Origin of the sequence: Gluconacetobacter azotocaptans, from assembly GCF_014174355.1 — a bacterium.
GTDB lineage: Bacteria > Pseudomonadota > Alphaproteobacteria > Acetobacterales > Acetobacteraceae > Gluconacetobacter > Gluconacetobacter azotocaptans.
The window spans coordinates 84085-110245 of record NZ_JABEQF010000006.1 but is presented as its reverse complement, the minus strand read 5'-3'; the positions used below and the strand labels follow the sequence as shown (position 1 = coordinate 110245).

Genomic DNA, 26161 nt, shown 5'->3' with positions numbered 1-26161 from the left:
CCTTTCGATTTGTCATCTATGCACTGACCATTGCCATGTGCGTGATCTGCTATGGCGATCGGGCGGCCCTGTCCGTGGGAATGCCCCGGATCGCACAGGAATTTGCCCTTACGCCCGCCGAGACGGGCTGGGTTCTCTCCAGCTTTCTCTGGTCCTATTTCGTCCTCAACCTGCCGAGCGCGATCGTGCTCGACAGGGTGGGGGTCCGGATCGTCGGGGCTGCCGCCGTGGCCCTCTGGTCGCTTGCCATGATCCTGGGCAGCCTGGCCGCCACGGTTCCCGCCTTCATCGCCACCCGTGTGCTCCTCGGCATCGGTGAAGCTCCGACCTTTTCACTCGGCAACAAGGTCGTGAGGGCCTGGGCCCCCGTGCACGAGCGCGGTGTCATGATGACCGCATTCATCTGCGGCATTCCGGTCGGCCTGGCCGGCGGCGCCGCGGCGGGCGCCTGGCTGGTGGCGCATTTCGGCTGGCGCACGGCGTTCTCCGGCCTGGGCGCGCTTGGCCTCGTATGGTCGGTGGTCTGGCTTCTGACCCACCCCGAACAGAAGACCGTCCGGGAACAGACGCATTTCACCATGCTGTCGGTGCCGACATTGTTCCGCTCCTCCGCCTTCTGGGGCGTCGTGATCCCCCAGTGCTGCGCGAACTATGCGAATTTCCTGCTCATGTCCTGGCTGCCGGTCATCATGCGCCAGACGCTTCACCTCGATCTCATGCAGTCCGGCGCCTACACCGCCTATGCCTATCTGGGTGCCGCGGCGATTTCGGTGATGGCCGGAAAGGCCGGCGAAACATTGGTCCGCGGCCATCCGCTCCACCGGGGCGCACGCCGCAACGTGGTCTGCCTCTATCTGGTGCTGGCATCCCTGATGGGTCTCCTGCCCCTTGTCCACTCGGCCTCCATTCTCATCCCACTCCTTGCCGTGTCGATGGCCTTCATGGCGGGCGGCACGGGGGCGAACATGGCGCTTCTGGCCGATCTGCTGGTCGAACATGAACTGCTCGGCTCGGTCACCGGCCTGACATTGACGTTCAGCAACGGCCTCGGCATCATCGCTCCGGTGATGACCGGCTATCTGGTCCAGGCCACCGGCAATTTCCGCGACGTCTTCTACATCACCGCCGCCATCATCCTCTGCGGCGCCGTAGCCGCCCGCTTCGTGCCCCGGCGACCGATCCACGCCCTCCCTGCCCGGGACGACATTGCATGATCCGCATCAGCATGGCCGGCGCCGGCGCCCTGCTGCTGGACGCGGCGAACGGCGCGTTCAGTGACGCCACACAGCAGCGCATCTGGGCGACGGCCCGACTGATGGGCGCCCAGCCCTCGGTCATCCAGGCCGTTCCCGGCGTCAACAATCTGCTCGTCACGTTCGACGTGAACGACATCGACCCGCCCGTCGTGGAACGGACCCTCCTTGAAACCTGGGACAGGACGACGCCCGAGACGACACCTTCGCGGGACATCGAGATTCCCGTGACCTATGGTGGGGATTTCGGTGAGGATCTCGCGCTCGTCTCCCACTTCGCCGGCCTGTCCATCGACCAGACCATCGCCCTGCACACATCGGGCCGCTATAGCGTCGCGGCCATCGGGGCCATGCCGGGATTCGCCTACCTTACCGGCCTCGATCCGCGCCTGGCCATTCCGCGAAGGGACACACCGCGCCTGAAGGTCGAACAGGGCGCTGTCTGCATCGGTGGTGGTCATGCCGGGGTCATGCCCTGCACGTCGCCCTCGGGCTGGCATATCCTCGGCCGGACCGACCTCGCGCTGTTCGACGCTTTCCGCTCCGAACCCTGTCTCCTGCGGCTGGGCGACACCGTGCGCTTCGTGAGGGTGCCATGATCGAGGTCCTCACCGGTTCGACCTTGAACACCATTCAGGATTTCGGACGCGCGCACGCCATGACGCTCGGCGTGGCCCGCGGCGGCGCAATGGATCGCCTTGCATTGGCCTGCGGCAATATCCTGCTCGGCAACGCGCCGGATGCCGCCGGGATCGAAATCGTCTTCTTCCCGTTCCGAGTACGCTTCCACACGGCGACGACCTTTGCCGTCACGGGCGCCGAATGCCCTGCGACGCTGGATGGCCAGGCCCTCCCGAAGGACTGGGCGACCACCGCCCAACCCGGTCAGGTCCTGGCCCTGCAGGCCCCGGCGCAAGGGGCGCGCTGCTATCTCGCCCTCGGCGGCGGCATCGACGTTCCACCGGTTCTGGGCGCGCGCGCAACGGATCTCAAGGGCGGCTTCGGCGGGCTGGATGGCCGCGCCCTCCGGAAGGGCGACAGGCTGGCCTGCGTCCCCGCCCTGGCATCGCCGCTGCCACATTCCGGCTACGGCCTGTCCCGGCGCTGCCCGCTGCCTTCGTCCGATGGGACAACCGTCCGCGTCCTGCCGGCCGCCGAATACGACGTCTTCACTACGGCCGCGCAGACGCTGTTCCACGGGCAGGCATGGCGCCTTACGCCCAGCGCCAACCGGATGGGCTACCGCCTGGAAGGAGAAACAACATTGGCCCTCACGCGGCCACTCAACCTGTTCTCGCACGGCATCGTGCCGGGAACGGTGCAGGTGCCGCCGGCTGGCCAGCCGATCATCCAGATGACGGATGCCAATACCTGCGGCGGCTATCCCAAGATTGCCACGGTCATCGAACCCGACCTCCGCCTTCTGGCCCAGACGCCGGTCGGCACCTTCATCCGCTTCATCGCGATCACGCGAGAGGAAGCGGTCGACGCCATCCGCGCGGAAACACGCGCCGTCCAGGTGCTGGCCAGGGACGTCGCCCGCCTGCGCACGTCCCTGACCGCCTGACCCTTATTCAATGGAGACGAACATCATGTCGACCCGGACCATCGACCTCAACGCGGATCTCGGCGAGAGTTTCGGCGCCTACACGATCGGCGACGACGCCGCGATGCTGGACATCGTCACCTCCGCCAATGTCGCCTGCGGCTTTCACGGCGGCGACCCCGAGGTGATGAACGCGACGTTCCGCGTGGCACGGGAAAAGGGGGTCGCGGTGGGCGCCCATCCGGGCTTTCCGGATCTCTGGGGCTTCGGACGCCGGATCATGCCGTTTTCTCCGGCGGAGATCGAGCGGATCGTCGCCTACCAGGTGGGCGCGGCCACGGCCATGGCGACCTACGCCGGCCATCGCGTGGCTTATGTGAAAACGCATGGCGCCCTGGGCAACCTGACGGAACGCGACCCCGCCGTCGCGCAGGCCGTGGTCAATGCCGTCAAGGGGGTGGACCCGAACCTGCCGATCCTGGCCATTGCCCTAAGCCACCTCGAACGCATCGGGCGCGACAGCGGGCTGACGGTGTTTTCCGAAATCTTCGCCGACCGCGCCTATACGGAAGACGGTCATCTCGTCTCCCGCAAGGAACCTGGCGCCGTCCTGCATGACGCGGAGTTCGCGGCGGACCGCGTGGTCCGCATGGTCAATGCGGGCGCGATCGAGACGATTTCCGGCAGGCTGCTGCCGACGCGGATCGATACCATCTGCGTGCATGGTGACAACGCCGAATCCGTGGATGTCGCCCGAACGGTCCGCGCGAAGCTGGAAGCGGCAGGCATCGCCCTGCGCGCCCTGACCTGAACGCCCCGAAAGATCCGCAGCCCATGGCCATCGACCTGACGCGGCTCGACGCCCTGATGTCCCGGATGCGGGAACTGGGCATTACCGAACTCGAGTATGCGAAGGACGGCGAACGCATTCATCTCGTCCGGGACGCACCTGTTCCCGGCCCCGCCGCTCCTGCCGCACCAACCGATCTTGCCGGTGTCCCGGCATACGAACCGCCTTCGCCCCCTGCCGCGGCCATGACGATCGCGGCGTCCATGCATGGCCTGTTCTACACGGCGCCCGCGCCGGACGCCCCCCCCTTCGTCACACCCGGAGACATCGTGGACGAAGGCCAGCCGCTTTACATCCTGGAAGTGATGAAGACACTGTCACGCATGGAAGCCGAGTTCCGCTGCCGCATCATCGCCGTGCTATGCGGAAACGCACAGGCCGTCGAGCCGGGAACGCCGCTCTTTTCCGTGGAACGCCTCGATGCGTGAGGTGCGCCGCGTCCTGATCGCCAATCGTGGCGAAATCGCCCTGCGCGTAGTCCGCGCATGCCGCCTGCTGGGCCTGCACAGTATCGGGATCCACTCCGAAGCGGACAGCGGCCTTGCCCATCTTCGGCTTGTCGACCAGGCGCTCTGCATCGGCCCGGCTGCGGCATCCCGCAGCTATCTGGACGGTGACCGCGTGCTGCGCGCCGCCGCGCTGACGGGGGCGGATGCGATCCACCCGGGCTATGGTTTCCTGTCCGAAAACGCCGATTTCGCCGACGCCGTGGAACGTGCCGGGCTGGTGCTCGTCGGTCCTTCCGCGCAGGTCATGCGCTTGATGGGGGACAAGATCAGCGCCAAGCACCAGATGCGCCTTTCCGGCATACCCTGCCTGCCGGGCTCGGACGGCGCCCTGCCGGAGGACCTGTCCCAGGCGCAGCACCTCTGCGACACCATCGGCTATCCGCTCATCGTCAAGGCCGCCGGCGGCGGCGGCGGCCGAGGCATGCGCGTCGTCCGGCAGGCGGACATGTTGCGCGATGCCATCGAAACCGCGCGGGAAGAAGCGGGGCGCGCCTTCGGCAACCCTGCCGTTTATGCCGAACGTTTCCTCGAACATCCCCGCCATGTGGAAATCCAGGTACTCGCGGACCGCATAGGCAATGCCGTCTGGCTCGGCGCGCGGGACTGTTCCGTCCAGCGGCGGCACCAGAAACTCATCGAGGAGGCGCCGGCCATCGGCATCGCGCCGGAAACCATCGCGGAACTGGGCACGGCCTGCGCACGCGCCTGCAGGCAAATGGGCTATGTCGGCGCCGGGACGTTCGAATTCCTGTATGAAGACGGCACGTTCTCCTTCATCGAGATGAATACGCGCCTTCAGGTCGAACATCCTGTGACGGAAATGACCACAGGCGTCGACATCGTGCGCGAGCAGCTTCTGATCGCCATGGGCCGCCCCCTCTCCGTGACCCAGGATCACGTCACGACGACCGGTCACGCCATCGAATGCCGGATCAATGCCGAAGACCCCGAGACATTCCGTCCCGCGCCCGGCCGGGTGCGGACATGGCGCGCGCCGGGCGGCCCGGGCGTGCGGGTGGAGACCCACCTCTACGATGGCTACGTCGTCCCGCCTCATTATGATTCGCTGGTCGCCAAGCTGATCGTCCATGGCGCGGACCGGCAGGACGCCATGACACGAATGCGCGCGGCGCTCGATGAAATGCAGGTGTCCGGCATCCCGACGACGGCCCCCCTGCATCGCCGGCTCATGGACGAGCCGGGCTTTTGCGCGGGCGGCGTCAGCGTCCATTACCTCGAATCCCTCGCACGGGAGAAATCGGCGTCATGACGGTACTGGACGATCTTCCACACCTCGTCGCGCGGATGAGAGCACACGGCGTGCGGCGCCTGTCCAGCGCGGATGATGAAAGCGCGCTGACGCTGGTCCTGGCGCCGGAAGTCGTATCCGGGCCTTCTCCGGCCGCCGAAATATCACCTCCGCCTTCCGTCACGCCGGTTCTGAGTCCGGAAATGGGCATTTTCCACCCGGCGGGGCCGGTGGAGGAGCGGCCGGTCGAACAGGACGAAATCGTCGGTTTCGTGGAAATTGGCGCCGTGCTTCTGCCGGTGACCGCCCCGCGCGGCGGCATGCTCGGCCACCCTCTTGTCGAAAAGGGCGAGGTGGTCGGATATCATCTCTCGCTCTTCGAGATCCGACATGGCTGAGGCGCCGGCCCTCCTACAGCGACGCCGCCGAACGCGACGCCTGCTCGTAGAATCCGGTGAGCACGCGCAGGGCCTTCGCCACGTCCACGATGGGCACGCCCGCCGTCATCCTGTCCGGCGGAATCAGCTCCAGCAGGCAGAAGCGACGCAGGCGCGCGTACTCCTCGCAGCAGCCTCGTCCCTTTTCCGTCGCACTGACGAATACTTCCTTGCCATGGCGCCGACGCGTGACAAGTCCGAGGTCATCCAGTTTCTTCATTGCATAGTTAAGGTAATGCCGCTCCGACAGGTTAAGCGTGAACATCAGGTCCGAAAGGCTTTTCTCGCGGTTCCTGTGGTTGATGCTATGCAGAATCAGCGCATCGAGCGGCGAAAGCGCCGGCAGTCCGGCCGCCGCCATGCCGCGCACCACCCAGCGCTGGAAGGCATGATTCACCACCGTCAGCGCGAATTCGAATTCGCTCAGATCTTCGTTTCCCGGCGTCGCCAGATGAGAGGAGGAAACGATGAAGGCGCGCTCCATCTCCGCCACATCAGGCGCTTTCGGCGTGAGCTTGCGCGTTTTCCCAGTTTTCACGTCCGTCATGACGCCCTTCCCTCCAACCCACATGGTGTCGGCTTCCGATGCCAAGATGCATCCTAACCCGATCCGGAAGACATGGCATGATCTCCAGCTCACAAATCCGCCTTGCAGCCGATATCGGCGGGACTTTTACCGACATCGTCCTTGAAACGCCCCGGCAGCGCCTGACCCGCAAGGTCCTGACGACCCCGCGGGTCCCGGAAAACGGCGTGATGACCGGCCTGGAGCTGGTTCTGGCGGACGCGGGTCTCGGCTTCCAGGACGTGACGGCTTTCGTCCATGGCACGACGCTGGCCACCAACGCCATCATCGAAAGGCGTGGCGCGCGAACGGCCCTGATCGGAACGGATGGATTCCGGGACATTCTGGAAATCGGCACGGAAAGCCGCTTCAACCAGTATGACCTCATGCTCCAGAAGCCTCGGCCGCTCGTCCCCCGCGAACTGCGCTTCACAGTCCCCGAACGGATGGACGCGCGCGGCACCATCCAGCGCCCTCTGGATGAACAGGCCGTCCGGGCCCTGATCCCCCGCCTTGAGGCGGCCGCCATCGAAAGCGTGGCCATCACGTTCCTGCACGCCTATGCGAATCCGGCCCATGAGGAACGGGTCCGCGACATCCTCGCCGCGGCCTTGCCGGATGTTACAATCTCGATCTCCAGCGCGGTCTGCCCGGAAGTGCGGGAGTACGAACGCACCTCGACGACAGTGGCCAATGCCTACGTGCAGCCGTTGATGGCGGGCTATCTCGGCCGGCTGCGCGAGGCCCTGACCGCGCGAAACTTTACCGGCGCCCTGTACCTCGTCACCTCCGGCGGCGGCCTGACGTCGCTGGAGACCGCCCGGCAGTTCCCTGTCCGGCTCGTCGAATCCGGACCGGCAGGCGGAGCAATTTTCGCCGCCGAATGCGCCGAGCGGCTGAAGGAAGACCGCGTTCTGTCCTTCGACATGGGAGGAACCACCGCCAAGGTCTGCCTGATTGAAGACGGCAAGCCCTCTTCATCCCGCTTCTTCGAGGTCGACCGCACAGCACGCTTCATGAAAGGGTCCGGTCTGCCGCTGCGCATTCCTGTCATCGAGATGGTCGAAATCGGCGCGGGCGGCGGGTCGATCGCCCATCTGGACGCCATGCAGCGCGTGGTCGTAGGACCCGAAAGCGCCTCGTCCGTGCCTGGTCCGGCCTGCTACGGACTTGGGGGCACGCGTCCCGCCGTGACGGACGCCGACGTCATGCTCGGCCTGATCCAGCCCGAGGGCTTCGCGGGCGGCAGCATGACGCTCCAGCCCGACCGCGCGGCGGCGGCGCTGAAGAACGATGTCGGCGCGCCGCTGGGACTGTCTGCCGAAATGGCGGCCCATGCCGTCTATGAAATCGTCTGCGAGAACATGGCGAGCGCGGCGCGTGTCCATGCCGCCGAACGCGGGGCTGCGATCGGCGAGCACACAATGATCGCGTTCGGCGGCGCGGCCCCGCTTCATGCCGCGCGCGTGGCCGAAAAGCTGGGCATCCGGCGACTGGTCATTCCGTCCAATGCCGGCGTCGGCTCCGCCGTGGGCTTCCTCGCCGCGCCGGTCTCGTTCGAACTCGTACGCTCCTTCCCGACGTGCCTGGATGACACGTTCGACGCCCCCGGCGTCCGTGCGCTCCTCGACGGGATGGAAGCCTCCGCCCGCGCCATGGTGCAGGACGCCGGGCAGGCCGCGGCCCTTGTGGTCAGGCGCACAGGTTTCATGCGGTATGTCGGCCAGGGGCACGAAATCGTCGTCACCCTGCCTGACGGGCCGGTGCGGACGGACGAACTGCCTGCCCTGCGCGCAGCGTTCGAAGCGGAATATGCACGACAGTTCGCACGCGTCATCCCGAATGCCGCGGTGGAAATTCTCAACTGGTCCGTCAGCGTGTTCACGCCGACGGAAACGCCACCGCCCTTCGCCCCCACGCCTCCTCTTCATGACGTGACGTCCGTGCGGATGCGTCACCTGTTCGACGGTTCGACGGCAACCCATGTGGATCTCCCGCTCTATGACCGTGCGACGATGCAGCCCGGCAGCCGGGTCGTCGGCCCGGCCCTGATCGTGGAACAGGAAACCACCACCTACGTCTCCGCCCACTATGACGCCTGCCTGGACGGCAGCGGCAACATCATTCTGGACATGAAGGAAACGGTCTGATGCACGGCACAGCCCATGGGGAAATCGACCTCCAGATCATGTGGAACCGCCTGATCGCGGTGGTCGGCGAGCAGGCCCAGGTTCTCATCCGCACCGCTTTCAGCCCCATCGTTCGCGAATGCGAGGACATTTCCGCCGGTATTTTCGACATCCGGGGCCGCATGATCGCCCAGGCCGTCACGGGCACGCCCGGCCACGTCAACTCGATGGCGGAATCGGTCGGGCATTTCCTGCGCCACTTCCCGATCGAGACAATGAAGGAAGGCGACGCCTACATCACCAACGACCCGTGGATGGGTACCGGACACCTGAACGATTTCGTCATCACGACGCCCGCCTTCCATCGTGGAAAACTGGTCGGACTGTTTTCGTGCACCAGTCATCTGATGGATATCGGAGGTCTCGGAAACGGGCCTGAAGCGACGGATGTGTACATGGAGGGTCTATCGATCCCCATGCTCAAGCTGATCGACCAGGGCAAGGTGAACGAGACGCTGATGGAGATGATCCGCGCCAATACGCGCCTGCCCGTCGATACCGAAGGCGACACCTACTCGCTCGCGGCGTGCAATGACATCGGCGTCCGCGCGTTGCGCACCATGATGGAGGAGTTCGCGCTCGATACGCTGGAACCTCTGGCGGATTTCATCATCGACCGCTCGCGCCAGGCCGTCCTCGACAAGATTGCCGCCCTTCCCAAGGGCGTCTGGTCCCATGAGATGACCATTGACGGCTATGACGCTCCTCTGACGCTGAAGGCCCGGCTGACAATTGGCGAGGACGGCGTTCTGGTCGATTATGACGGCACTGCCCCCGCTGTTTCACGCGGGATCAACGTCCCTCTGGCCTATACGAAGGCCTATACCGTCTTCGGGCTCGCCTGCGCCATCTCGCCGGACGTACCGAACAATGCCGGTTCGCTCGCGCCCTATCGTGTGGTCGCACCTGCGGGGTCGGTGCTCAACGCCCTGCGCCCCGCCCCGGTCTCGTCGCGCCATATCATCGGGCAGATGCTGCCGGACATGGTATTCGGCTGCCTGCGCACGCCCCTGCCCGACCGCATCCCGGCAGAAGGAACGTCATGCCTTTGGAACATTGCCGTACGCGGCCAGTGGAATCCGGGCGGTGCCTCGACACCGCAGACCTATGCGCTGGCCATTACCACCAACGGCGGCACCGGGGCGCGACCGGGCCTGGACGGGTTGTCCGCCACCGCCTTCCCGTCCGGCGTGCACGGCACCCCGGTCGAGATCGCGGAACTGCAATGCCCGCTGATCTTCTGGCAAAAGGAACTCCGCGACGGCAGCGGGGGCGACGGCGCGACCAAGGGAGGGGACGGGCAGGTCATGCGGATCGGCACCACGCAGGACCGTCCGTTTGAACTTCTGGCGGCCTTCGACCGCGTCTGCTACCCGCCACGCGGCGCGCAGGGCGGCGGCAACGGCGCGCCTGGGCGCGTACTGACCGCCTCAGGCAGGACGCTTCCCGGCAAGGGACTTACGGTCATCACTCCGGATGACACGCTGATTCTCATGACGCCAGGCGGGGCCGGTCTCGGGCCTTGCTGACTCGGCAGAGCGACAATCTCGTTTTTCTCCGGATCGACGAGGATCGTTCCAGCCCTGCCGACCTGCGGACGTCATATTCGGCGAACGCGTCACCTCCTGAGTGAAGCCGGCCCCGCACGAGACGTCCGACAGGTTGCCTGGCCCCATGATCTCATTCGATCACATTATGGCGCACTTACTCCATCATGTGACGGATTATGATTGACCATGATCACTTATCCTCGTTAGCGTTTGATGCTCGGCGCCCTTCCAACCGGACGGCGCCGTCTCAACGCTGTGGGAACCATGCGCAGACATGGGCCACGAGGAGACAACATCGTGAAGAAGCATTCGGCGGTGATCGCGGCGCTGGTGGCAGCGGGGATATCCTGCGTGGCCCCGGCACATGGCCGTGCGGAAACATTCCAGATCGGCTTCGTGCCGAAGGTGATCGGCATCCCCTATTTCAGCGCCATGCAGCAGGGCTTCCTGAAGGGAGGCCGCACGTTCGACGCCAAAATCGTCTATCAAGGGCCGACGACGTCGTCGGTCGCGGCGCAGGCGCAGATCGTCCAGAGCCTGATCAATCGCAAGCTGGACGCGGTGGCCGTCGCCGCCAACAGCCCGACCGCCCTCCAGGCCCAGGCCACCCATGCCCGGGAGCGCGGCGTCGCCTTCGCCTCGACCGACAGCCAGGTGGATGGCGAGGCGGTGTCGTTGCGGGTCATGCAGGCCACGGACGAAGCCATCGCCCACACACTGGTCGACCAGCTTGCCGCACAGATCGAGGGCGGGGGACAGATCGCCTTCGTCTCCGGCGGCCCGACCGCGACCAACCTGAATTTGTGGATTTCCCTGATGAAATCCTATCTGGCCGCCAGATATCCCAAGCTCGAACTCGTCAGCGTCCAGTATGCCGGCGAGGATATCAGCAAGGCGACCGAGATCACGTCGCAGATCCTGTCGGCCTATCCGGGGCTGAAGGGGATCATCGGCGTCAACACCACCGCGACGCCGGGCGCGGCCCAGGCGGTCCTGCAGGCCGGCCTGTCCGGAAAGGTCGCCGTGACCGGCATCGACGATCCGAACACCATCCGGGCTTACGTGCTGAACGGCACCGTCAAGAGCGCGGTCCTGTGGAACCCGATCGACCTTGGGTACCTGACGGTCTGGGGCCTGACGCAGCTTCTGCAGCACAAGACGCTGCAGCCGCAGAACGCCGTGCCCGGGCTGGGCACCATCGCGTATGACGCGACGACGAAGACGCTGCTGCTGGGCCAGCCGATGATCTTCACCAAAGAGAACATTTCCCTCGATTTCTGAGGTGCGTCATGAACCGTCTCGAACTGAGGGGAATCGTGAAATCGTTCGGCGGCGTCAGGGCCCTGAAGGGCGTGGACGCCGTGATCGCCGCCGGGCGGACCCTGGTGCTGCTGGGCGAGAACGGGGCCGGCAAATCGACGCTGATCAAGACATTGACGGGCGCGGTCCGCCCCGACGAAGGCGAGATCCTGATCGACGGTACCCCGGTCGTGCTGCGCGACCCGATGCATGCGCGGGCACTGGGCATTACCGCTGTCTATCAGGAGCCGATGATCTTCCCGCACCTGAGCGTGCTGGAGAACATCTTTGCCGGCTGCGAAATCACGGACCGCTTCGGCCGGGTCCAGACCGAGGCGATGCTTCGGGCGGTGCGGCCGTGGCTGTCCTCGCTCGATCTCGCGGAATCGCTGCTGCATCGGCCCATGGCGGATCTGGGGCTCGGGCACCAGCAGCTGGTCCTGATCGCACAGGCGCTGGTGCAGGGCGCCCGGGTCATCGTCTTCGACGAACCGACGGCGATCCTGTCGCGCGCCGAGACGGACAGGCTGGTCGGCATCATCCACCGCCTGCGCGACGACGGGCGCGCCATCGTGTACATCACGCACCGGCTGGAGGAAGTGCCGCGCCTGGGCGACCATGTCACGGTGCTGACGGACGGGCGTGTGACCGGCGATTATGCCGCCTCCGAGGTGACCGAGGACCTGCTGCTGCGCCTGATGATGGGCAAGCGCCATGACGCCGGTCCGGAACGCGAAGCCATACGGCCATCCGCTGCGGCGGGGGCGTCCTCCGCGCCGCCGGTCCTGTCCATCCGGGGCTTGAGCCATTCCCGCCATTTCCACGACGTCGACTGGGACGCATCGGGCGGGCGCATCACTGGCATCTACGGGCTGGTAGGCGCCGGGCGGTCGGAAGTGGCGATGACGGTGTTCGGCGCCCTGCGCGCCGCCAGCGGCCGGATCCTGCTGGACGGGCGCGAGATCATGCCCCGCTCCCCGGCCGAGGCGATGGCACTGGGCATCGGATACCTGCCGGAAGACCGCAAGAAGCAGGGCATCTTCGCCCCGATGGGCCTGGAGAGCAACCTGACCTGCACCGGCCTTTCACGCCTTTCGCATGGCGGCTGGCTGCTGAATTTCCCCGCCATGCTGACCGAGACGCAGGCCATCATGCGGCGTTTCGCGATCAAGGCCGACACGCCGGGGACCGCGATCGGGACATTGTCGGGCGGCAACCAGCAGAAGGGGCTGTTCGCGCGCTGGGCGGGGCAGACGCTGCGCGTGCTGATCCTGGACGAGCCCACGCGCGGCATCGACCTGGCGACCAAGGCGGAAATCCATGGCTTCATCCGCCAGCTTGCCCAGGCGGGAACGGCGATCGTCGTGATCACCTCCGACCTCGCGGAACTGATGGCCGTCAGCCAGGACGTGATCGTGATGCGCCAGGGGCGCGTGGTCGATCGTTTCCGGGGGACTGCAGTAACGGCCGAACGGGTACTGGCCTCGGCGATCGGCGCCGCAACGAGCAGTCAGGAGCATGCAGCATGAAAAGTTCTGCCCTGAATCTCGGCCCCGCCGCGCCGGCCCTGCACGGCCCGCGGCGTGTCCCGGTCGCCTGGCGCGCGCTGCTGGCGCGGCGCGAAACCGCATTGCTGGGCGTCATCGTCCTGGTGGTGACGGCGGTCAGCCTCGGCGCGCATGGCGGGTTCTGGACCCGGGTCAACCTGGACGGGCTGATGGTCACCTGCGCCATCACCGCCGTGCCGGCCGCGGGCATGACCCTGGTCATCCTGACCGGCGGGATAGACGCCTCCATCGGCTCCATGCTCGGGCTGGTCTCGGCGATCGGGGGATTGCTGTTCGTCGCGGGGTGGCCCGTCGCGGCGGTGGTGCCGGTCTTCCTGCTGGCCGGCGCGGCGCTGGGCTGGATCAATGGCCTGATCATCCTGTGCGGCCGCGTGCCGCCGATCGTCTGCACGCTGGGCACGCTCAGCATCTTTCGCATGGGCGTGTTCCTGATGATGGGCAGCGAGTGGATCACGGCGCTGCCGCCGGGGCTGACGCGGTTTTTCGTGGCCGACCATCTCGGCCCCCTGCCGGGCGCCGCCGTTATCGCGCTGGTCATCATGGCGGCGCTGGCGGCCTTTCTGCGGGTGCATCGCACCGGCCGCCGCCTGTTCGCGATCGGCAATAACGAGGAAGCGGCGCGCCTGGTCGGCATTCCCGTGCGGCGGCTGCGCTGGATGACCTACACGATACTGGGCGCCTGCGTCGGGCTGGGCGCGCTGATGCGGCTGGGCCAGTCCCCCATCGTCCAGACTACGACCGGCAGCGGCTTCGAACTGGGCGTCATCGCGGCCGTGGTACTGGGCGGCACCGAACTGTCCGGCGGGCGCGGCGGCATGTTCGGGACGTTCCTGGGCACGCTGGTCGTGGGTCTGGTCGGCGACGCCATCGTGCTGATGCACATCCAGCCGTTCTGGAGCGGCGTGGTGCTGGGCTCCATCATTCTCGCGTCCGTGGGACTCAACGAGGGCCGCCGCGCCCGGCAGGTGGTGTCATGAGCGGCTTCCGCTCCGGCCGGATCCTTATCCTCGGCGTCTTCGCGCTTCTGGTGCTGGGCGGTTTCGCCGTCGGCAACCCGACCATCCTGTCGGCCGACAATGTGTCGAGCATGGCGGTCTTCGCCGTCGAACTGGGCATCATCGCCTTCGGCCAGGGGCTGGTGATCGAGGGCGGTGACGGCGCCATCGACCTGAGCGTCGGCGCCATATCGGGACTGGCACAGATCCTGACCGCCCTGTTCATCACGCACGGCCTGCCCTGGCCCGTGGGAATCGGCATCGGAATCCTCTCCGGCGCCGCGATGGGGGGCTGCAATGCCGCCGCGATCGCCCGGTTCAGGATCCCGCCCATCATCGCGACGCTGGGCACGATGTTCGCCTTCACGGGCCTGGCGCTGATCGCGTCGGAGGGCAACACCATCGACCTGACCGCCGCCCCCGCGCGCTTCCTGGCCGCGGGCCAGGGCAGCGTGCTGGGCGTGCCGTTTCAGATCCTGTGTGTCTATCTGCCGCTGCTTGGCGTCCTGGTGCTGGTCCAGCACCGCAGCCGGTTCGGCCGCGCCTTGTATCTGGCCGGCACGAACGCCACCGCCGCCTGGCTGGCCGGCATACACGTCAAGCGACTTCGGGCGGCGACCTATGTGCTGTCGGGCGCGCTGTCCGGGCTGGCCGGGGTGATCGCGGCGGCGCGGCTGGGCACGGCGACGCCGGACGGCGTGCCGGAAGCGAACCTGATCAGCATCGCGATCGTCGTGCTGGGGGGGGCCAGCATCTTCGGCGGGGACGGCTCGCCCGTCGGGACCGCGATCGCCACCATCGCCATCGCGGTGGTCAATTACGGCCTGAACTACAACGATTTCAACCCGACCCTGCAGGCCGGCATGATGGGCCTGATCCTCGTGCTGGTCGTGCTGGTCGAAAATCTCGTGCGGGGGCATCTGCCACGCCTGATCGCCGCCGCGCGCAACAGGAGAAAGATGGCATGACGACCATCACCCACAAGACGGGCACCACCAGGACCGGCGCCAACCGGATCGGCATCCATGGCTCGGTCTGGTCGGGCCGCTGGGACAATGATGACGGCGTGCGCGCCATGCACGAAACGGCGGCGACCGGATATGATTTCCTGGAACTTCCCCTGTCCAGCCCGGATGGGATCGCCGTTCCCGCCCTGCGCCAGGCGGCGGAGGACGCGGGGATCGGCCTGACGGCATCGCTGGGGCTGTCGGCCGACACCGACATTTCATCGGACGACCCACAGGTCGTGAAGCGGGGGGCGGCGCTGCTGGACCATGCCGTGTCGGTCCTGCGCGACCTTGGCGGCACCGACCTGGCGGGGGTCATCTTCTCGGCCATGCGCAAATATGACCGGCCCGCCACCGAACGCGGCATCGCGCATTCGACCGAGGTGCTGCGCGCCCTGGCCGAGCGCGCGGGCCGCGCGGGCATCCGGCTGCATCTGGAAGTCGTCAACCGCTACGAAAGCAACATCATCAATACCGGCGCGCAGGCGGTCGCCTTCATCGGCAAGGTCGGGCGGCCGGAGATCGGCGTGCATCTCGACACCTATCACATGAATATCGAGGAAGGCATCCTGTCGAACGCGATCGAGAAATGTGGCGACGCTATCGGCTATTTCCATGTCGGCGAAAGCCATCGCGGCTATCTGGGAACCGGGACCGTCGATTGGGGCCCGGTCTTCCGCGCCCTGCGACGCATCGCTTATACGGGGCCGATCGCCTTCGAATCGTTCTCCTCGACCGTCGTGGATCCGCATCTGTCCCACACGCTGGGCGTCTGGCGAAACCTGTGGGACGACGGTGCCGACCTGGCACGCCATGCGCGCCTCTTCATCGCCGCGCAGATGGCGGCGGCGGAACGCGCCGAGAATACGGCGTGAGGGGGACATGACGGGCGGCGTCCGAAACGCCGCCCACACGACCCACGCTACCAGGCCAGGCCGGGCAGGATGTAATCCGGCCGCGCCGAGTACCGGACGAACGCCGCTTCAAGCTCCCGCGGGGTGGCGTCGGCCAGGATGCCTGTCCTGACCAGGGCGCTGTCGGCACCAAAGCCGAGCGCGCCGGCAATGTCATGTTCCACGCTGTCGCCGACGCACAGCACGCGCTCGGGCCGCACATCGCAGATCCGGGCCGCGTGCGTGTAGATGGCGCGGTGGGGCTTGCCGATCCAGACCACCCTGCCGCCTTCCTCCTCGTACAGTTCCGCGATGCGGCCCGCGCCGAACGCCGTACCCCCGGGCACGAGCATCCGCCGGTCCGGATTGGTGCACACCGCGTAGACGCCGCGCCGTGCCAGGGGGGCCAGCATCGCGCGGTACTGCGCCTCGGTCAGCGTGCCGCCCTGGCTTCCCGCAATCACGACCAGGTCCGCCCGCGCGGGCGTCGCATCCACCACCAGCCCCAGCACGTCGCAGAAATGCGTATCGTGCCCCCCGCCGTCGATCAGCAGGCAGCGCATTCCCCGTCGCACCGGAATATCCCCCGACCGCGCCAGCGCCAGCGCCGTGTCGCCGGAGGTCACGATCGTTTCGTACAACTCGGGGCCCAGCCCCAGTCGCGCCAGCCGTTCCGCATTATAGGGGCCGGGCCGCCCCGAATTGCTGAGCAGCAGCACCCGCTGCCCCGCATCGCGCAGGCGCAGCAGCGCATCGCGCGCACCCGGATACGGTGTAGCGCCATCATGCAGGACGCCATATTGATCGACGAACAGGGCGTCGTAGCGCCCCGCGAGTGCCGCGACCCCGGCCAGCGCGCGCGAGCTCATGCCGCCTCACCCGGCCGGCAGACGGCCACGCCGCCGAACAGACCCAGTCGCGCCACGCCCACGCACGCATCCTCGGACCGGCTGGGCAGAAACGACACGCCGATCCGTGCCTGGCGCAGGGCGGTCCAGCCCGCATTCGCCGCACCGCCGCCGACCGTACGAACCGAGCGAAGCGCTGTCGCCCCCAGTTGTTCCAGCCGGGCATATCCCGTCGCCTCGATCATCGCCATGCCCTCCAGCACCCCCTGAAAGAACACCCCGTCATCGGCCGGACGCGGCTCCAGCCGGGGCTGGAACGCCGGGTCGCTGACCGGAAACCGTTCACCTGCGCGCACCAGCGGATAATAATCCAGCCCGGTCGGCACATCGGGGCGGAGCCTTGCCGTCAGGGAGGCAAGCCGGTCGGCACCGAACAGGGCCAGCAGGACCGCCCCCCCGCTATTGGACGCCCCACCCGCCAGATAGCGGTTGCCGATCCGGTGGCTGTAGATCCCATAGGCAGGCGCATCGATTTTCACGTCCGACAGCAGCTTGACGACCAGGGTGGACCCCAGCGCCGTTACCGCATCCCCTGCCCGATCCGCCCCAGTTGCCAGAAACGACGCGCATCCGTCCGTCGTGCCCGCATGCACGACCGCACCGGGCGGCAGGCCGACCGCCAGCCCCTCGGCCCCCACCGGCCCCAGCGCCGCGCCCGGCAGGTGAATGGCCGGCAGAAGCGCCGGCGCCAGTCCGGCCCCCGCCACCCAGTCCGGCCAGGCCAGCGCGTCCGGGTCTCCGCCGGTCTTGAGCGCGTTGTTGGCGTCCGTCGCGTCGAAGCATCCGCGCAGGCGGCCGGCGATCCAGTCGGCCTGATGCAGGATGGCGCGCACGCCGGGACGACGCGCCAACTCCACGGCGCGCGCCAACGGCGAGCCCACGCCGCGCGCCGGGCTGTCGGGCGGCGCGATCGCGTCGATCCGCGCCAGCACGGCGCGATCGGCAGCCCGCGCGTGATACATCGACGCGGGGCCGATCACGGCCCCGGCGGCATCGACGGCGACCAGCGTGCCCGATGTGCCGTCCACGGTGACGGACCGCACGTCGCGCAATGACACCCGGGCCTTCAGCGCATCGAGCGTGTGAACCAGCGCCTGCCACCAGACGGACGGCGCGGCCGCCGCACCCAGCCCCGCGAAACGCGCGCCCTCCACGGCCCGCACCTCTCCCCTTCCGTCCAGCACCGCCGCGCGCACGCCCGACGTGCCCAGATCGATCCCGAGCGCTGCCGCTCCTGCTGCCTCAACCATGCCGGGGGCTCCCGTTCACGGCCTGCCGATAGGTTTCCGCCTCCCAATGCGTCAGGGCATGGATCTCCGCGCCACTCAGACGGCGGATCGGATCGGCGGGGGACAGGCGCGACGCCACGTCGGCCAGGCAACGCGCCATGGCGTCCACGCCCGCCGTCCAGCCGTCACGCCGCAGCAGCACGCCCCGGCCCGGCATCACCAGCATCGACGCGGCGGCGGGCGGGGCGACGGGCGGGGGACAGGCCCCGTCCTCCAGCAGATCGATCCGATCTCCCAGGAAGATGACGTGATCCGGATAGAGCGGCGCCCCCCGCGCCACGGCCAGCGTGGCGGGGTCCAGAGCGATGGCATGGGCGGCCGGGTCGGCCGGCAGACGATAGGCCGAGCCCTCGGCCAGAGCGGCCAGGGCGCGGAGATCCGCCAGCGGCGCCGCGCGTATGTCCACGGCCAGGGCGGCGATCACCCGTTCCAGCAGCGCCTCCGCCCCCGCCACCGTGTCGGCGGAGACGATCAGCCCGTGATTGGCCAGCACATGGACATTCGCCCGTTCCCCGTACGGACGCGCCCCGACGATCGCGCGCGCCAGCGGCAGCCCCGGCCGGGCATAGGGTACCAGCGCCCAATGCACGCCCCGCAACCCGTCCAGCCTCGCCGCCACCCGAGCATGCGCATCGGTGCGCACGGCATGAGCGATTGTCTCCACGCAATGCAGATGGATGACGACGCGCCACGGAATCACGGCATGGACCGTCGTTTCGATCGACGGCCGCAACGCCACGGCCGGCGCGCCTTGCGCCCCCTCGGGCTGGGCCACGACGAAACTGAGCGCGGTTTCGGCCTCCTCGCTGCCCTGCCCGTACGCCTCCAGCAGGGGGGCAAGCGCCACCGGCACCATGATCGACCGGTCCAGCGCATGGGCCAGCCACGTGCCTGACGCCTTGATCCACATCGTGCCATCTTTCTTGATCGAGGTATTTCCCCCCGCCCCCTGAGTTCGGCTGGGGTCCGCACCCAGACGCGCCGAAAGCCTGCGCAGCGCGTCGAGTTCGTCTTCAGCCAGGGCAGGCGGGCTCATGGGGGCGGCCGGTCGAACCTGCGACAACATGCGGATATTCCTTCACGATGATGGCGGCATTCCCGGAAGCGAATGACGCATTACAATCACAAAAGACGGAATGCCATCATGATTTGGCGCAGGTCAATCAAATTTCGCTTGACCACAAGCGGAGAACCGGAGAATCGTGCGTTCCAGGCATCACAAGCCACCCACACCCCCTACGAGGACGCGACCCAGTGACCGAGACCGAACGCCAGCGCCAGATCATCACCATGCTCGAGACGCGCCCCTTCGCGACCGTGCGGGAACTGATCGACATGCTGAGCGTGTCGCCTGCCACCGTTCGCCGCGACATCGAAAAGCTTCACGAGGCCGGCGAGGCGCGCAAGGTCTTCGGCGGCGTCGCGTCCCTCACCGCCGCATCGCGGACGCATGCGCTGCCCTTTGCGCAGAGCAGCGACCTGGCGGTCGACGCCAAGCACGCGATCGCCGCCATGGCCGAGGGGCTGTGCCGCGACGGGGACATGGTCATGGTCGCCGGCGGATCGACATGCCACCAGTTGGGGCTTCGCCTCGCGGGGCGGTCGATCGGGCTCTACACCAATTCGATGCCGCTGGCGGCGGCGTTGGGCACCCAGGGCGTCTGCCAGCTCTCGGTGGCGGGCGGCGCGCTGCACCGCGAACCGGGCATCCTGTACGATCCCAAGGCGCCCGCGCCGGATTTCTTTGCCTCGCGCCTGTTTCTCGGCGCGCAGGGTGTCGGCCCGGAGGGCGTGATGGAATCGCACCCGCTGCTGCCCATGGCGACGCGCCCGATGCTGGAACGCGCCGACGACGTGATCGTGTTGGCCGACAGCCGCAAACTGGCCGTGCGGGCGCGCTTTCTCTCATGTCCGATCGACCGGATTTCCACCCTCATCACCGATGACGGCGTGCAGGAGGACGATGTGCGTATCCTTGAAGATGCGGGCGTGACGGTACTGGTCGCCCCGCGCATGGACGACAAGACGTGACCCCCGCCCGCCCCTCGGCCGGGCCGCCCGTGACGCCACCGGAAGCCCTTCCGGTCGCGCACCCCACGCTCGCGGTGTTCGATTTCGGCAAGACGAACGCCAAGCTGCTGGTGTTCGGCGCCGGCGGGTCGATCCTTGCCGAACGACGTACCCACGCCGCCTGGCCGGTGGCCGACGGCCTGCGTGTGCTGGACGACGCGGCCCTGCTGCACTGGATGCTGGCGGTGCTGCGCGAGGCCGTCGCAACCTTCGATGTGAGCGGTATCATGATCACCACGCACGGGTGCACCTTCGCCCTTCTGGGCGAGGACGATCTTGCGGTGCCCGTAATCGATTATGAGGAACGCGTGCCGCCGGACATCGAGGCGGCGTTCGCGCGCATCCGCCCGCCCTTTTCCGAAACCGCGACCCCGGCGATGGAACGCGGCTTCGCGTTCGGCAAGCATATCGTCTGGCAGGAAATGCGTGACCCGACGCTGGCCGCGCGCACGCGGCATATCCTGACCTACCCGCAGTTCTGGGTATGGCGACTGTGTGGCGCGCTGGTGTCCGAAATCTCGTCGCTGGGCTGCCATACCCATCTGTGGTCGCCTTACCGCGACGATTTCTCGTCGCTGGTGGACCAGCGCGGGTGGCGGGACAAGATGCCGCCCTTCCGCGAGGCCGGGGCCGTGGTCGGCACGATGACGCTGGACGTTTCCGGGCGCGGGACGGTGACGCTGGATGTGCATAACGGGGTGCATGACAGCAACGCCTCGCTCAGCCATTACCGGCGCGTCGTGCCGGGCGGCATGACGATGGTTTCCACCGGGACGTGGGTCATCGTCATGAACCCCGATTGCCCGCTGGACGCCCTGGCGCCGGAACGCGACATGCTCGCCAACGTCTCGGTGCGGCACGAACCGGTTCCGACCGCGCGTTTCATGGGCGGCCGCGAATTCGACCTGATCCGCGGCGAGGGGCCGGCCGACGTCACGGACGAGCGCATCGTCTCCCTGGTGGCGCGCGGCCTGTTCGCCCTGCCATCCTTCGCCGACGGCGGGCCTTATCCGGGGCAGACGGGGAAATTCGTCGACGAGGCAGGGCGGCCCCTGGTGCCGGCGCCGGACGACCGCGCCGCGCTGGCCGCCCTGTATATCGCCGCGATGACCGACCTGACGCTCGAGCTGCTGCGCAGCACGGACGCGATCGTGTTCGATGGCGGGCTGGCGAAGGTCGGCGCCATTCCGCGCCTGGTCGCGGCGCTGCGTCCCGCGCAGGCCGTGCTGGTCGGGCGGAATCCGGAGGGAACGGCATGCGGCGCGGCGGGCCTGGCCTATGCCGCGCTGGGGCTGGACCCCTTTCGCAACGAACGGGCGGCCCGCGTGGCGCCCTTCGACCCGCCGGGATGGCGGGACTACGTGGCCCGCTGGCGGCATCTGGCCGACCAGCGCGGCAAGAGCCGGATCGAACCGGCCACACTGGCGCACAACGCGCCCGACAAGGATCATCATCATGCGTACAACGCACGTCCGGCCGACGTCTCGTGGATCGGCACGCCGGTACAGCCGGAAGATCCTGCTGCTTACGGGGCTGCTCGCCCTTGGTAATGCAGCCGCCGCGCATGCGGCGGATGGCGCGGTCCACAAAATCGGGGTGACCGTGGGGTCGCTCGGCAATCCGTTCTTCATCGCGACCATCAGGGGGATCACGCAACAGGCCAAGACCCTGGCGCCCACCGTGCCTGTGCAGAGCGCCTCGGCCGATTACGATATCGGCAAACAGGCGTCGCAGGTCGATTCCTTCGTGGCGGCCGGCAACGACCTGGTCATGTTCAACGCCGTGGACTACCAGGCCGCCGCCCCGTTGGTCCGCCGCATGCACGCCAGCGGTGCGACGGTCGTCGCCTTCGACGTCGGCGCGCCCGGCGCGGACGCGACCGTCACCACGAACAACGTCAAGGCCGGCGAGATCGCGTGCCAGTATATCGTCGATCGCCTGCACGGACACGGCGACGTCGTGATCGTCAATGGCCCGCCGGTCACGGCACTGACCGACCGGGTGAAGGGCTGCCAGTCAGTGTTCTCCAAGGCGACCGGGATCAATGTCCTGTCCTCCAACCTCGACGCAAAGGGCTCGCGCGACGGCGGGCTGGCAGTGGGCCAGAGCCTGCTGGTGCGCTTTCCCAAGGTGGACGCCATGTTCGCGGTCAACGACCCGACCGCGCTGGGCGTCGAACTGGCGGCGCGCCAGGCGGGACGGCAGGATTTCTTCCTGACTTCCGTCGACGGCTCGCCCGACGTGGAACAGGAAATGCGGCGCGGCAACACGCTGATCGCGGCGACGGCATCGCAGGACCCCTTCGCCATTGCAGCCACGGCGACCCGCATCGGGTTCGATATTCGGGCCGGACGGGTCAAGCCGGGCGTCGTGCGCCTGCTCGACCCCAGCCTGATCACCCATGACACGATCGGCAGCTACAAAGGCTGGAACGCACCGCACAATAGCTGACCGATCTTGTCGTTTCCGCAACAGACCAACAAGAACAAGGAAACTCACCATGACTGCTCCAGGCTGCACCCTGACCGCGACCCTCCGTGCCAAGCCCGAAACGCGCGGCGAACTCCTGGCCCTGCTCAGCACCTTCATCGACAAATCCCGCAGCGAGCCGGGCTGCCTCGAATACCAGCTCCAGGTCAGCAAGGATGACCCGCTGGTCTTCATGTTCTATGAAAACTGGGTCGCGCGGGCGGACCTCGACCGGCATATGGCGCTGCCGTACCAGCAGGAATGGTTCAAGCGCCAGCCGGAGCTTCTGGCCCAGCCGGCCGAAATGAAATTCTTCGATATGGTCAGCACGTACGACCGCTGATCGTTTCAGGAAGGCACGCCCTCTGCCCGGGCCGGCGCCCCCGTCGCCGGACCCGGGCAGAGGCCAGCCTTCCTTCACCACATTCAACACGACCACGGAACGGAAACCATGGATGATCGACCATTGGGACGTTCGGAGCTGAAAGTATCGGTCCTGACATTGGGTACGATGACGTTCGGCGGGACCGGCGCATTTGCCAAGGTCGGCTCGACCGATCTCACGGATCCATAGCACCAATTCACTCGAACGGCTGAACAAGGACGTGAAGCGTCGCGCCGATGTGGTGGGCATCTTCCCCAACGAGGGCGCCATTATCCGCCTGATCGGCGCCGTCCTGCTGGAGGTCAATGACGAATGGCAGACCCAGAACCGTTACATGCAGACCGAACCCATGGCTGAGCTCATGGCACCCGCCATCGACGTCCAGCCACCGCAGATCGCAACCGAAGCCGCATGATCCACAGCCACTTCAGCTACAACGCTTTTTCCACCACGTTGACGGACACGACCCACAAGATTTCTTCAGATCGACCTGGAGCGTCCAGAACTCCTGCTCCTCGGCCCGGATGAGCGGACGGTGCCGCACGCTGGCGATAACGTAGATCAGCCACGCCGCTCCATTTCGCGCCAGCCAGCATGCGCCGTCCGTCAATACGAGCCCGCTGTGCGGTATCAAGGTCCGCGCCGGGGCCGACGTAATAGACGGACTGGGATCCGGCCGGGAAGCCATATACCGACACGGGCGAGAAGAAGGAAGGAGGCAATCCGATCACCAAGGCGCACCAGACGGCCTGCCGGCGGGCTGGGATCGTGGACTTCAGCCCTCATTCCTGGCGTCACCACTGGGCCTCGTGGATGGTGATGACTGGATGCGATCTGGTAACGCTGATGCGGCTAGGGGGATGGAGCAGCCCTGCAATGGTGCAGCGGTATGCAGCAGTCAGCGCAGACCACATGGCCGAAGCCATCAAGCGCCTGACATAGCTTGCCCAGCCTGTGCCCAATCCGCTTGGAATGTTCACGTGCCGTTCTGTCCATTTTTGTCCAATAAGACCGAGACGGGAGCGGTTAATTTCCGCAGAAAACTGCCGTTTTCTTGGAGCGGGCGATGGGATTCGAACCCACGACCCCAACCTTGGCAAGGTTGTGCTCTACCCCTGAGCTACGCCCGCTCACCGTGTCGGTGAACGGGGGTTTAGGGGATAGCGCAGGACCTGGCAAGGGGGGAAAAACGTCCGCCGTGCTTTTTTTGGCGAGGCGGGGGAGTGGCTTGTCGGACACCGCGCGGATAACAATGTTATCCCTTGGATTATCCATGGCGCCGTGGCCCGGCGCCCCTCCCCGCCGCGCGGTCGCTCACCGGCGGCGGGGAACGACACAGGCAAGCAGGATCGGGTTCTATGGATTACATCATCGGTCAGCCCCGCGCGGGACAGCGCCCCGCCAACGGATTGGTGGACGAAGCGGGCGTTTCAACCTCCGCCCCGGGTGCCGGGGCCACGGAGGCGGGCCTGATCGTCGACGGCAGCCAGGACACCTTCATGCAGGAGGTGCTGGAGGCCAGCCGCACGGTGCCGATCCTGGTCGATTTCTGGGCCAGCTGGTGCGGCCCGTGCCGCCAGCTGACCCCGGTTCTGGAAAAGATCGTCCGGGCCGCCGGCGGCCGCGTGCGGCTGGTGAAGATCGATATCGACGCCAACCGTGCCCTGGCCCAGCAGCTGACCCAGGTGGGACTGCCGTTGCAGTCGATTCCGCTGGTGGCGGCGTTCTGGCAGGGGCAGATCCTCGACCTGTTCCAGGGCGCCCTGCCCGAGAGCGAGATCAAGCGATTCGTCGAGGGCCTGCTGGCCTCGGCCGGGGGCGGCACGATGCCGGCCGCCGACCTGATCGCCGCCGCCGGCGCGGCGATGGAGAACGGCAGCGCCGAGGAGGCCGCCGGCCTGTATTCCCAGACCATCGAGATCGAGCCCGAAAACCCCGCCGCCTGGGGCGGGCTGGTGCGCGCCCTGATCCTGATGAGCGACGAGGAAGCGGCCGAGGCCGCGCTGGCCGACGTGCCGGCCAAGATCGCCGACCATGCCGAGATCACCGGCGCGCGCGCCGCGCTGGAGCTGAAGCGCGAGGGCCGCAAGGCCGCCGAGGAGGCCGAGACCCTGCAGCAGCGCCTGGCGGCCAACCCCGCCGACCATGCGGCGCGCTACGAACTGGCCGCTGCGCTGAATGCGGCAGGCAAGCGGCAGGAGGCCGCCGACGAACTGCTGTCCATCATGCGGCAGGACCGGGCCTGGAACGACGACGCCGCCCGCCTGCAGCTGATCCGCCTGTTCGAATCGTGGGGGCATGCCGACCCCGCAACCCTGCAGGCGCGCAGGCGCATGTCGGCCCTGCTGTTCTCGTGACCCGGTCGCGGACGGCGCGCCGCCGGTGACGGGGGACGACGACATCCCCCGCAGCATTCCGCGCCCGCGCGAGATGACGCTGGCGGACATCCCGCCGGAACTGGGATTGTTCCCCCTGCGCGCGGCCCTGCTGCTGCCGCAGGGCAAGCTGCCGCTGAACGTGTTCGAACCGCGCTATGTCGCGCTGGTCGAGGACGCGCTGGCCGCGACGCGGCTGATCGGCATGATCCAGCCGCGCCAGGACGAACTGGACCAGGACGACGACCCCCCGGGCGACGGCGGGGACGGCCCCTCGCCCGACCTGTACCGAATCGGCTGCGTCGGGCGCATCACCTCGATGACCGAGCGGTCGGACGGCACCTACGCCGTCACCCTGACCGGCCTGGCACGCTTCCGGCTGTTGCGGGAAAGCGGGCTGCATCGCGGCTATCGCCGGGCGCGGATCGATGTGTCGTCCTTCGCCTCGGACCTGACCGAGGCCGAGGCGACGCTCTACGACCGGGACCGGATGATGCAGGCCCTGCGCCGCTATTGCCGCAGCCGCGGCATCGGCGCGCGCTGGAGCATGATCGAGCAGATGGACGACGAGGCCCTGCTGGTCACGCTGCCGATGATCTGCCCCTTCGTGGCCGCCGAAAAGCAGGCGCTGCTGGAATCGGGCACGTTGGCCGATCGCGCCCGCACCCTCCAGACCCTTCTGGACCTGGCTGGACATGAACCCGACGAGGGTGCATCCCGGCCCCCATTATCCTGATCCTTCGCAGGGAAGCCGA

At 67.4% G+C, this 26161-nt stretch carries 26 protein-coding genes, 1 tRNA gene and 1 pseudogene; 22 read left to right on the top strand and 6 right to left on the bottom strand.

Annotated features, from left to right (window positions below):
- The first annotated feature begins 35 nt into the window (after nt 1–35).
- Genes HLH34_RS09910 through HLH34_RS09880 form a run of 7 tightly spaced genes read left to right on the top strand, consistent with a single transcriptional unit; the run spans nt 36 to nt 5805 of the window.
- Nucleotides 36–1214, top strand: coding sequence for an MFS transporter (locus tag HLH34_RS09910; protein WP_244959825.1), 1179 nt, complete (start codon nt 36–38; stop codon nt 1212–1214).
- Nucleotides 1211–1852 carry a 5-oxoprolinase subunit PxpB gene (gene pxpB / locus HLH34_RS09905; RefSeq protein WP_183119422.1) on the top strand — a complete coding sequence of 214 codons (642 nt, stop codon included), beginning with the start codon at nt 1211–1213 and terminating at the stop codon, nt 1850–1852. Before HLH34_RS09910 ends, pxpB begins: the two co-directional genes overlap by 4 nt.
- Entirely contained in the window at nt 1849–2820 is a 972-nt protein-coding gene (locus HLH34_RS09900; RefSeq protein ID WP_183119421.1) for a 5-oxoprolinase subunit C family protein, read from the top strand. The genes pxpB and HLH34_RS09900 overlap by 4 nt, the downstream gene beginning before the upstream one ends.
- 25 nt (nt 2821–2845) lie before the next feature.
- A complete protein-coding gene (locus tag HLH34_RS09895; RefSeq protein WP_183119420.1) occupies nt 2846–3610 on the top strand; it encodes a LamB/YcsF family protein in 765 nt (254 codons plus the stop codon).
- Between the two features lie 23 nt (nt 3611–3633).
- Nucleotides 3634–4077 (top strand): acetyl-CoA carboxylase biotin carboxyl carrier protein, encoded by a 444-nt coding sequence (locus HLH34_RS09890; RefSeq protein WP_183119419.1) that lies wholly within the window; start codon nt 3634–3636, stop codon nt 4075–4077.
- Nucleotides 4070–5428: an acetyl-CoA carboxylase biotin carboxylase subunit gene (gene accC, locus HLH34_RS09885; RefSeq protein WP_183119418.1), complete on the top strand. Its 1359-nt coding sequence runs from the start codon at nt 4070–4072 to the stop codon at nt 5426–5428. Before HLH34_RS09890 ends, accC begins: the two co-directional genes overlap by 8 nt.
- Complete coding sequence (locus tag HLH34_RS09880; protein ID WP_183119417.1) at nt 5425–5805, top strand: hypothetical protein; 381 nt, start codon at nt 5425–5427, stop codon at nt 5803–5805. Before accC ends, HLH34_RS09880 begins: the two co-directional genes overlap by 4 nt.
- Nucleotides 5806–5818: 13 nt before the next feature.
- On the opposite strand, the gene HLH34_RS09875 is transcribed toward HLH34_RS09880, so the two are convergent.
- Nucleotides 5819–6391: a winged helix DNA-binding protein gene (locus HLH34_RS09875; protein ID WP_183119416.1), complete on the bottom strand. Its 573-nt coding sequence runs from the start codon at nt 6389–6391 to the stop codon at nt 5819–5821.
- A 77-nt stretch (nt 6392–6468) separates the two neighbouring features.
- Here HLH34_RS09875 and HLH34_RS09870 point away from each other — a divergent pair, with 77 nt between their 5' ends.
- The 7 genes from HLH34_RS09870 (at nt 6469) to HLH34_RS09840 (ending at nt 15892) form a co-directional block, all read left to right on the top strand.
- Nucleotides 6469–8559, top strand: coding sequence for a hydantoinase/oxoprolinase family protein (locus tag HLH34_RS09870; protein WP_183119415.1), 2091 nt, complete (start codon nt 6469–6471; stop codon nt 8557–8559).
- Nucleotides 8559–10127: a hydantoinase B/oxoprolinase family protein gene (locus HLH34_RS09865; RefSeq protein ID WP_183119414.1), complete on the top strand. Its 1569-nt coding sequence runs from the start codon at nt 8559–8561 to the stop codon at nt 10125–10127. Before HLH34_RS09870 ends, HLH34_RS09865 begins: the two co-directional genes overlap by 1 nt.
- Before the next feature lie 318 nt (nt 10128–10445).
- Nucleotides 10446–11429 carry an autoinducer 2 ABC transporter substrate-binding protein gene (locus HLH34_RS09860; RefSeq protein ID WP_183119413.1) on the top strand — a complete coding sequence of 328 codons (984 nt, stop codon included), beginning with the start codon at nt 10446–10448 and terminating at the stop codon, nt 11427–11429.
- Between the two features lie 8 nt (nt 11430–11437).
- Entirely contained in the window at nt 11438–12976 is a 1539-nt protein-coding gene (locus HLH34_RS09855; protein WP_183119412.1) for a sugar ABC transporter ATP-binding protein, read from the top strand.
- Nucleotides 12973–13992, top strand: coding sequence for an ABC transporter permease (locus HLH34_RS09850; RefSeq protein WP_183119411.1), 1020 nt, complete (start codon nt 12973–12975; stop codon nt 13990–13992). The genes HLH34_RS09855 and HLH34_RS09850 overlap by 4 nt, the downstream gene beginning before the upstream one ends.
- The gene (locus HLH34_RS09845; protein ID WP_183119410.1) at nt 13989–14978 is read left to right on the top strand and encodes an ABC transporter permease; all 990 of its coding nucleotides are present in this window, start codon (nt 13989–13991) and stop codon (nt 14976–14978) included. The genes HLH34_RS09850 and HLH34_RS09845 overlap by 4 nt, the downstream gene beginning before the upstream one ends.
- Nucleotides 14975–15892 (top strand): sugar phosphate isomerase/epimerase family protein, encoded by a 918-nt coding sequence (locus HLH34_RS09840; protein WP_183119409.1) that lies wholly within the window; start codon nt 14975–14977, stop codon nt 15890–15892. The genes HLH34_RS09845 and HLH34_RS09840 overlap by 4 nt, the downstream gene beginning before the upstream one ends.
- A gap of 47 nt (nt 15893–15939) precedes the next feature.
- Here HLH34_RS09840 and HLH34_RS09835 read toward each other — a convergent pair whose 3' ends face one another.
- From HLH34_RS09835 to HLH34_RS09825, 3 genes are read right to left on the bottom strand one after another with little or no spacing between them, the layout of a single operon-like run.
- Complete coding sequence (locus HLH34_RS09835) at nt 15940–16779, bottom strand: TIGR01459 family HAD-type hydrolase (RefSeq protein WP_183119408.1); 840 nt, start codon at nt 16777–16779, stop codon at nt 15940–15942.
- Complete coding sequence (locus HLH34_RS09830; RefSeq protein WP_183119407.1) at nt 16776–18068, bottom strand: FGGY-family carbohydrate kinase; 1293 nt, start codon at nt 18066–18068, stop codon at nt 16776–16778. Before HLH34_RS09830 ends, HLH34_RS09835 begins: the two co-directional genes overlap by 4 nt.
- On the bottom strand, nt 18061–19173 hold the full coding sequence (locus tag HLH34_RS09825; RefSeq protein ID WP_183119406.1) for a class II aldolase/adducin family protein: 1113 nt from the start codon (nt 19171–19173) through the stop codon (nt 18061–18063). Before HLH34_RS09825 ends, HLH34_RS09830 begins: the two co-directional genes overlap by 8 nt.
- A gap of 188 nt (nt 19174–19361) precedes the next feature.
- On the opposite strand from HLH34_RS09825, the gene HLH34_RS09820 reads away from it, so the two are divergent.
- From HLH34_RS09820 to HLH34_RS09800, 5 genes and pseudogenes are all read left to right on the top strand, one after another.
- Nucleotides 19362–20138 (top strand): DeoR/GlpR family DNA-binding transcription regulator, encoded by a 777-nt coding sequence (locus HLH34_RS09820; protein ID WP_183119405.1) that lies wholly within the window; start codon nt 19362–19364, stop codon nt 20136–20138.
- On the top strand, nt 20135–21727 hold the full coding sequence (locus tag HLH34_RS09815) for an acetate and sugar kinases/Hsc70/actin family protein (protein ID WP_264784185.1): 1593 nt from the start codon (nt 20135–20137) through the stop codon (nt 21725–21727). The genes HLH34_RS09820 and HLH34_RS09815 overlap by 4 nt, the downstream gene beginning before the upstream one ends.
- Nucleotides 21633–22628: an ABC transporter substrate-binding protein gene (locus HLH34_RS09810; protein WP_183119404.1), complete on the top strand. Its 996-nt coding sequence runs from the start codon at nt 21633–21635 to the stop codon at nt 22626–22628. The genes HLH34_RS09815 and HLH34_RS09810 overlap by 95 nt, the downstream gene beginning before the upstream one ends.
- Nucleotides 22629–22677: 49 nt before the next feature.
- A complete protein-coding gene (locus tag HLH34_RS09805; protein ID WP_183119403.1) occupies nt 22678–22989 on the top strand; it encodes a putative quinol monooxygenase in 312 nt (103 codons plus the stop codon).
- A gap of 217 nt (nt 22990–23206) precedes the next feature.
- Nucleotides 23207–23446, top strand: a pseudogene (locus HLH34_RS09800) (transposase); the annotation flags it as partial.
- A gap of 12 nt (nt 23447–23458) precedes the next feature.
- Here HLH34_RS09800 and HLH34_RS19820 read toward each other — a convergent pair.
- Entirely contained in the window at nt 23459–23719 is a 261-nt protein-coding gene (locus HLH34_RS19820) for a DUF6876 family protein (RefSeq protein ID WP_373318567.1), read from the bottom strand.
- A 38-nt stretch (nt 23720–23757) separates the two neighbouring features.
- On the opposite strand from HLH34_RS19820, the gene HLH34_RS19815 reads away from it, so the two are divergent.
- Entirely contained in the window at nt 23758–23973 is a 216-nt protein-coding gene (locus HLH34_RS19815) for a tyrosine-type recombinase/integrase (RefSeq protein WP_183119613.1), read from the top strand.
- Nucleotides 23974–24086: 113 nt separating this feature from the next.
- Here HLH34_RS19815 and HLH34_RS09790 read toward each other — a convergent pair.
- Nucleotides 24087–24161: transfer RNA gene (locus HLH34_RS09790), tRNA-Gly, on the bottom strand.
- Nucleotides 24162–24389: 228 nt separating this feature from the next.
- Here HLH34_RS09790 and HLH34_RS09785 point away from each other — a divergent pair.
- Together HLH34_RS09785 and HLH34_RS09780 are read left to right on the top strand one after the other, a co-directional pair.
- Complete coding sequence (locus HLH34_RS09785; protein ID WP_183119402.1) at nt 24390–25388, top strand: tetratricopeptide repeat protein; 999 nt, start codon at nt 24390–24392, stop codon at nt 25386–25388.
- Nucleotides 25389–25461: 73 nt separating this feature from the next.
- Nucleotides 25462–26142 carry an LON peptidase substrate-binding domain-containing protein gene (locus tag HLH34_RS09780; RefSeq protein WP_183119612.1) on the top strand — a complete coding sequence of 227 codons (681 nt, stop codon included), beginning with the start codon at nt 25462–25464 and terminating at the stop codon, nt 26140–26142.
- The last annotated feature ends 19 nt before the right edge of the window (nt 26143–26161 follow it).

Bases quoted from the DNA above. Each gene is read 5' to 3' on its own strand.
- HLH34_RS09910 (WP_244959825.1), top strand. From the start codon at position 36: ATGTGCGTGATCTGCTATGGCGATCGGGCGGCCCTGTCCGTGGGAATG.
- pxpB (WP_183119422.1), top strand. From the start codon at position 1,211: ATGATCCGCATCAGCATGGCCGGCGCCGGCGCCCTGCTGCTGGACGCG.
- HLH34_RS09900 (WP_183119421.1), top strand. From the start codon at position 1,849: ATGATCGAGGTCCTCACCGGTTCGACCTTGAACACCATTCAGGATTTC.
- HLH34_RS09895 (WP_183119420.1), top strand. From the start codon at position 2,846: ATGTCGACCCGGACCATCGACCTCAACGCGGATCTCGGCGAGAGTTTC.
- HLH34_RS09890 (WP_183119419.1), top strand. From the start codon at position 3,634: ATGGCCATCGACCTGACGCGGCTCGACGCCCTGATGTCCCGGATGCGG.
- accC (WP_183119418.1), top strand. From the start codon at position 4,070: ATGCGTGAGGTGCGCCGCGTCCTGATCGCCAATCGTGGCGAAATCGCC.
- HLH34_RS09880 (WP_183119417.1), top strand. From the start codon at position 5,425: ATGACGGTACTGGACGATCTTCCACACCTCGTCGCGCGGATGAGAGCA.
- HLH34_RS09875 (WP_183119416.1), bottom strand. From the start codon at position 6,391: ATGACGGACGTGAAAACTGGGAAAACGCGCAAGCTCACGCCGAAAGCG.
- HLH34_RS09870 (WP_183119415.1), top strand. From the start codon at position 6,469: ATGATCTCCAGCTCACAAATCCGCCTTGCAGCCGATATCGGCGGGACT.
- HLH34_RS09865 (WP_183119414.1), top strand. From the start codon at position 8,559: ATGCACGGCACAGCCCATGGGGAAATCGACCTCCAGATCATGTGGAAC.
- HLH34_RS09855 (WP_183119412.1), top strand. From the start codon at position 11,438: ATGAACCGTCTCGAACTGAGGGGAATCGTGAAATCGTTCGGCGGCGTC.
- HLH34_RS09850 (WP_183119411.1), top strand. From the start codon at position 12,973: ATGAAAAGTTCTGCCCTGAATCTCGGCCCCGCCGCGCCGGCCCTGCAC.
- HLH34_RS09845 (WP_183119410.1), top strand. From the start codon at position 13,989: ATGAGCGGCTTCCGCTCCGGCCGGATCCTTATCCTCGGCGTCTTCGCG.
- HLH34_RS09840 (WP_183119409.1), top strand. From the start codon at position 14,975: ATGACGACCATCACCCACAAGACGGGCACCACCAGGACCGGCGCCAAC.
- HLH34_RS09835 (WP_183119408.1), bottom strand. From the start codon at position 16,779: ATGAGCTCGCGCGCGCTGGCCGGGGTCGCGGCACTCGCGGGGCGCTAC.
- HLH34_RS09830 (WP_183119407.1), bottom strand. From the start codon at position 18,068: ATGGTTGAGGCAGCAGGAGCGGCAGCGCTCGGGATCGATCTGGGCACG.
- HLH34_RS09825 (WP_183119406.1), bottom strand. From the start codon at position 19,173: ATGTTGTCGCAGGTTCGACCGGCCGCCCCCATGAGCCCGCCTGCCCTG.
- HLH34_RS09810 (WP_183119404.1), top strand. From the start codon at position 21,633: ATGCGTACAACGCACGTCCGGCCGACGTCTCGTGGATCGGCACGCCGG.
- HLH34_RS09805 (WP_183119403.1), top strand. From the start codon at position 22,678: ATGACTGCTCCAGGCTGCACCCTGACCGCGACCCTCCGTGCCAAGCCC.
- HLH34_RS19820 (WP_373318567.1), bottom strand. From the start codon at position 23,719: ATGGCTTCCCGGCCGGATCCCAGTCCGTCTATTACGTCGGCCCCGGCG.
- HLH34_RS09785 (WP_183119402.1), top strand. From the start codon at position 24,390: ATGGATTACATCATCGGTCAGCCCCGCGCGGGACAGCGCCCCGCCAAC.
- HLH34_RS09780 (WP_183119612.1), top strand. From the start codon at position 25,462: ATGACGCTGGCGGACATCCCGCCGGAACTGGGATTGTTCCCCCTGCGC.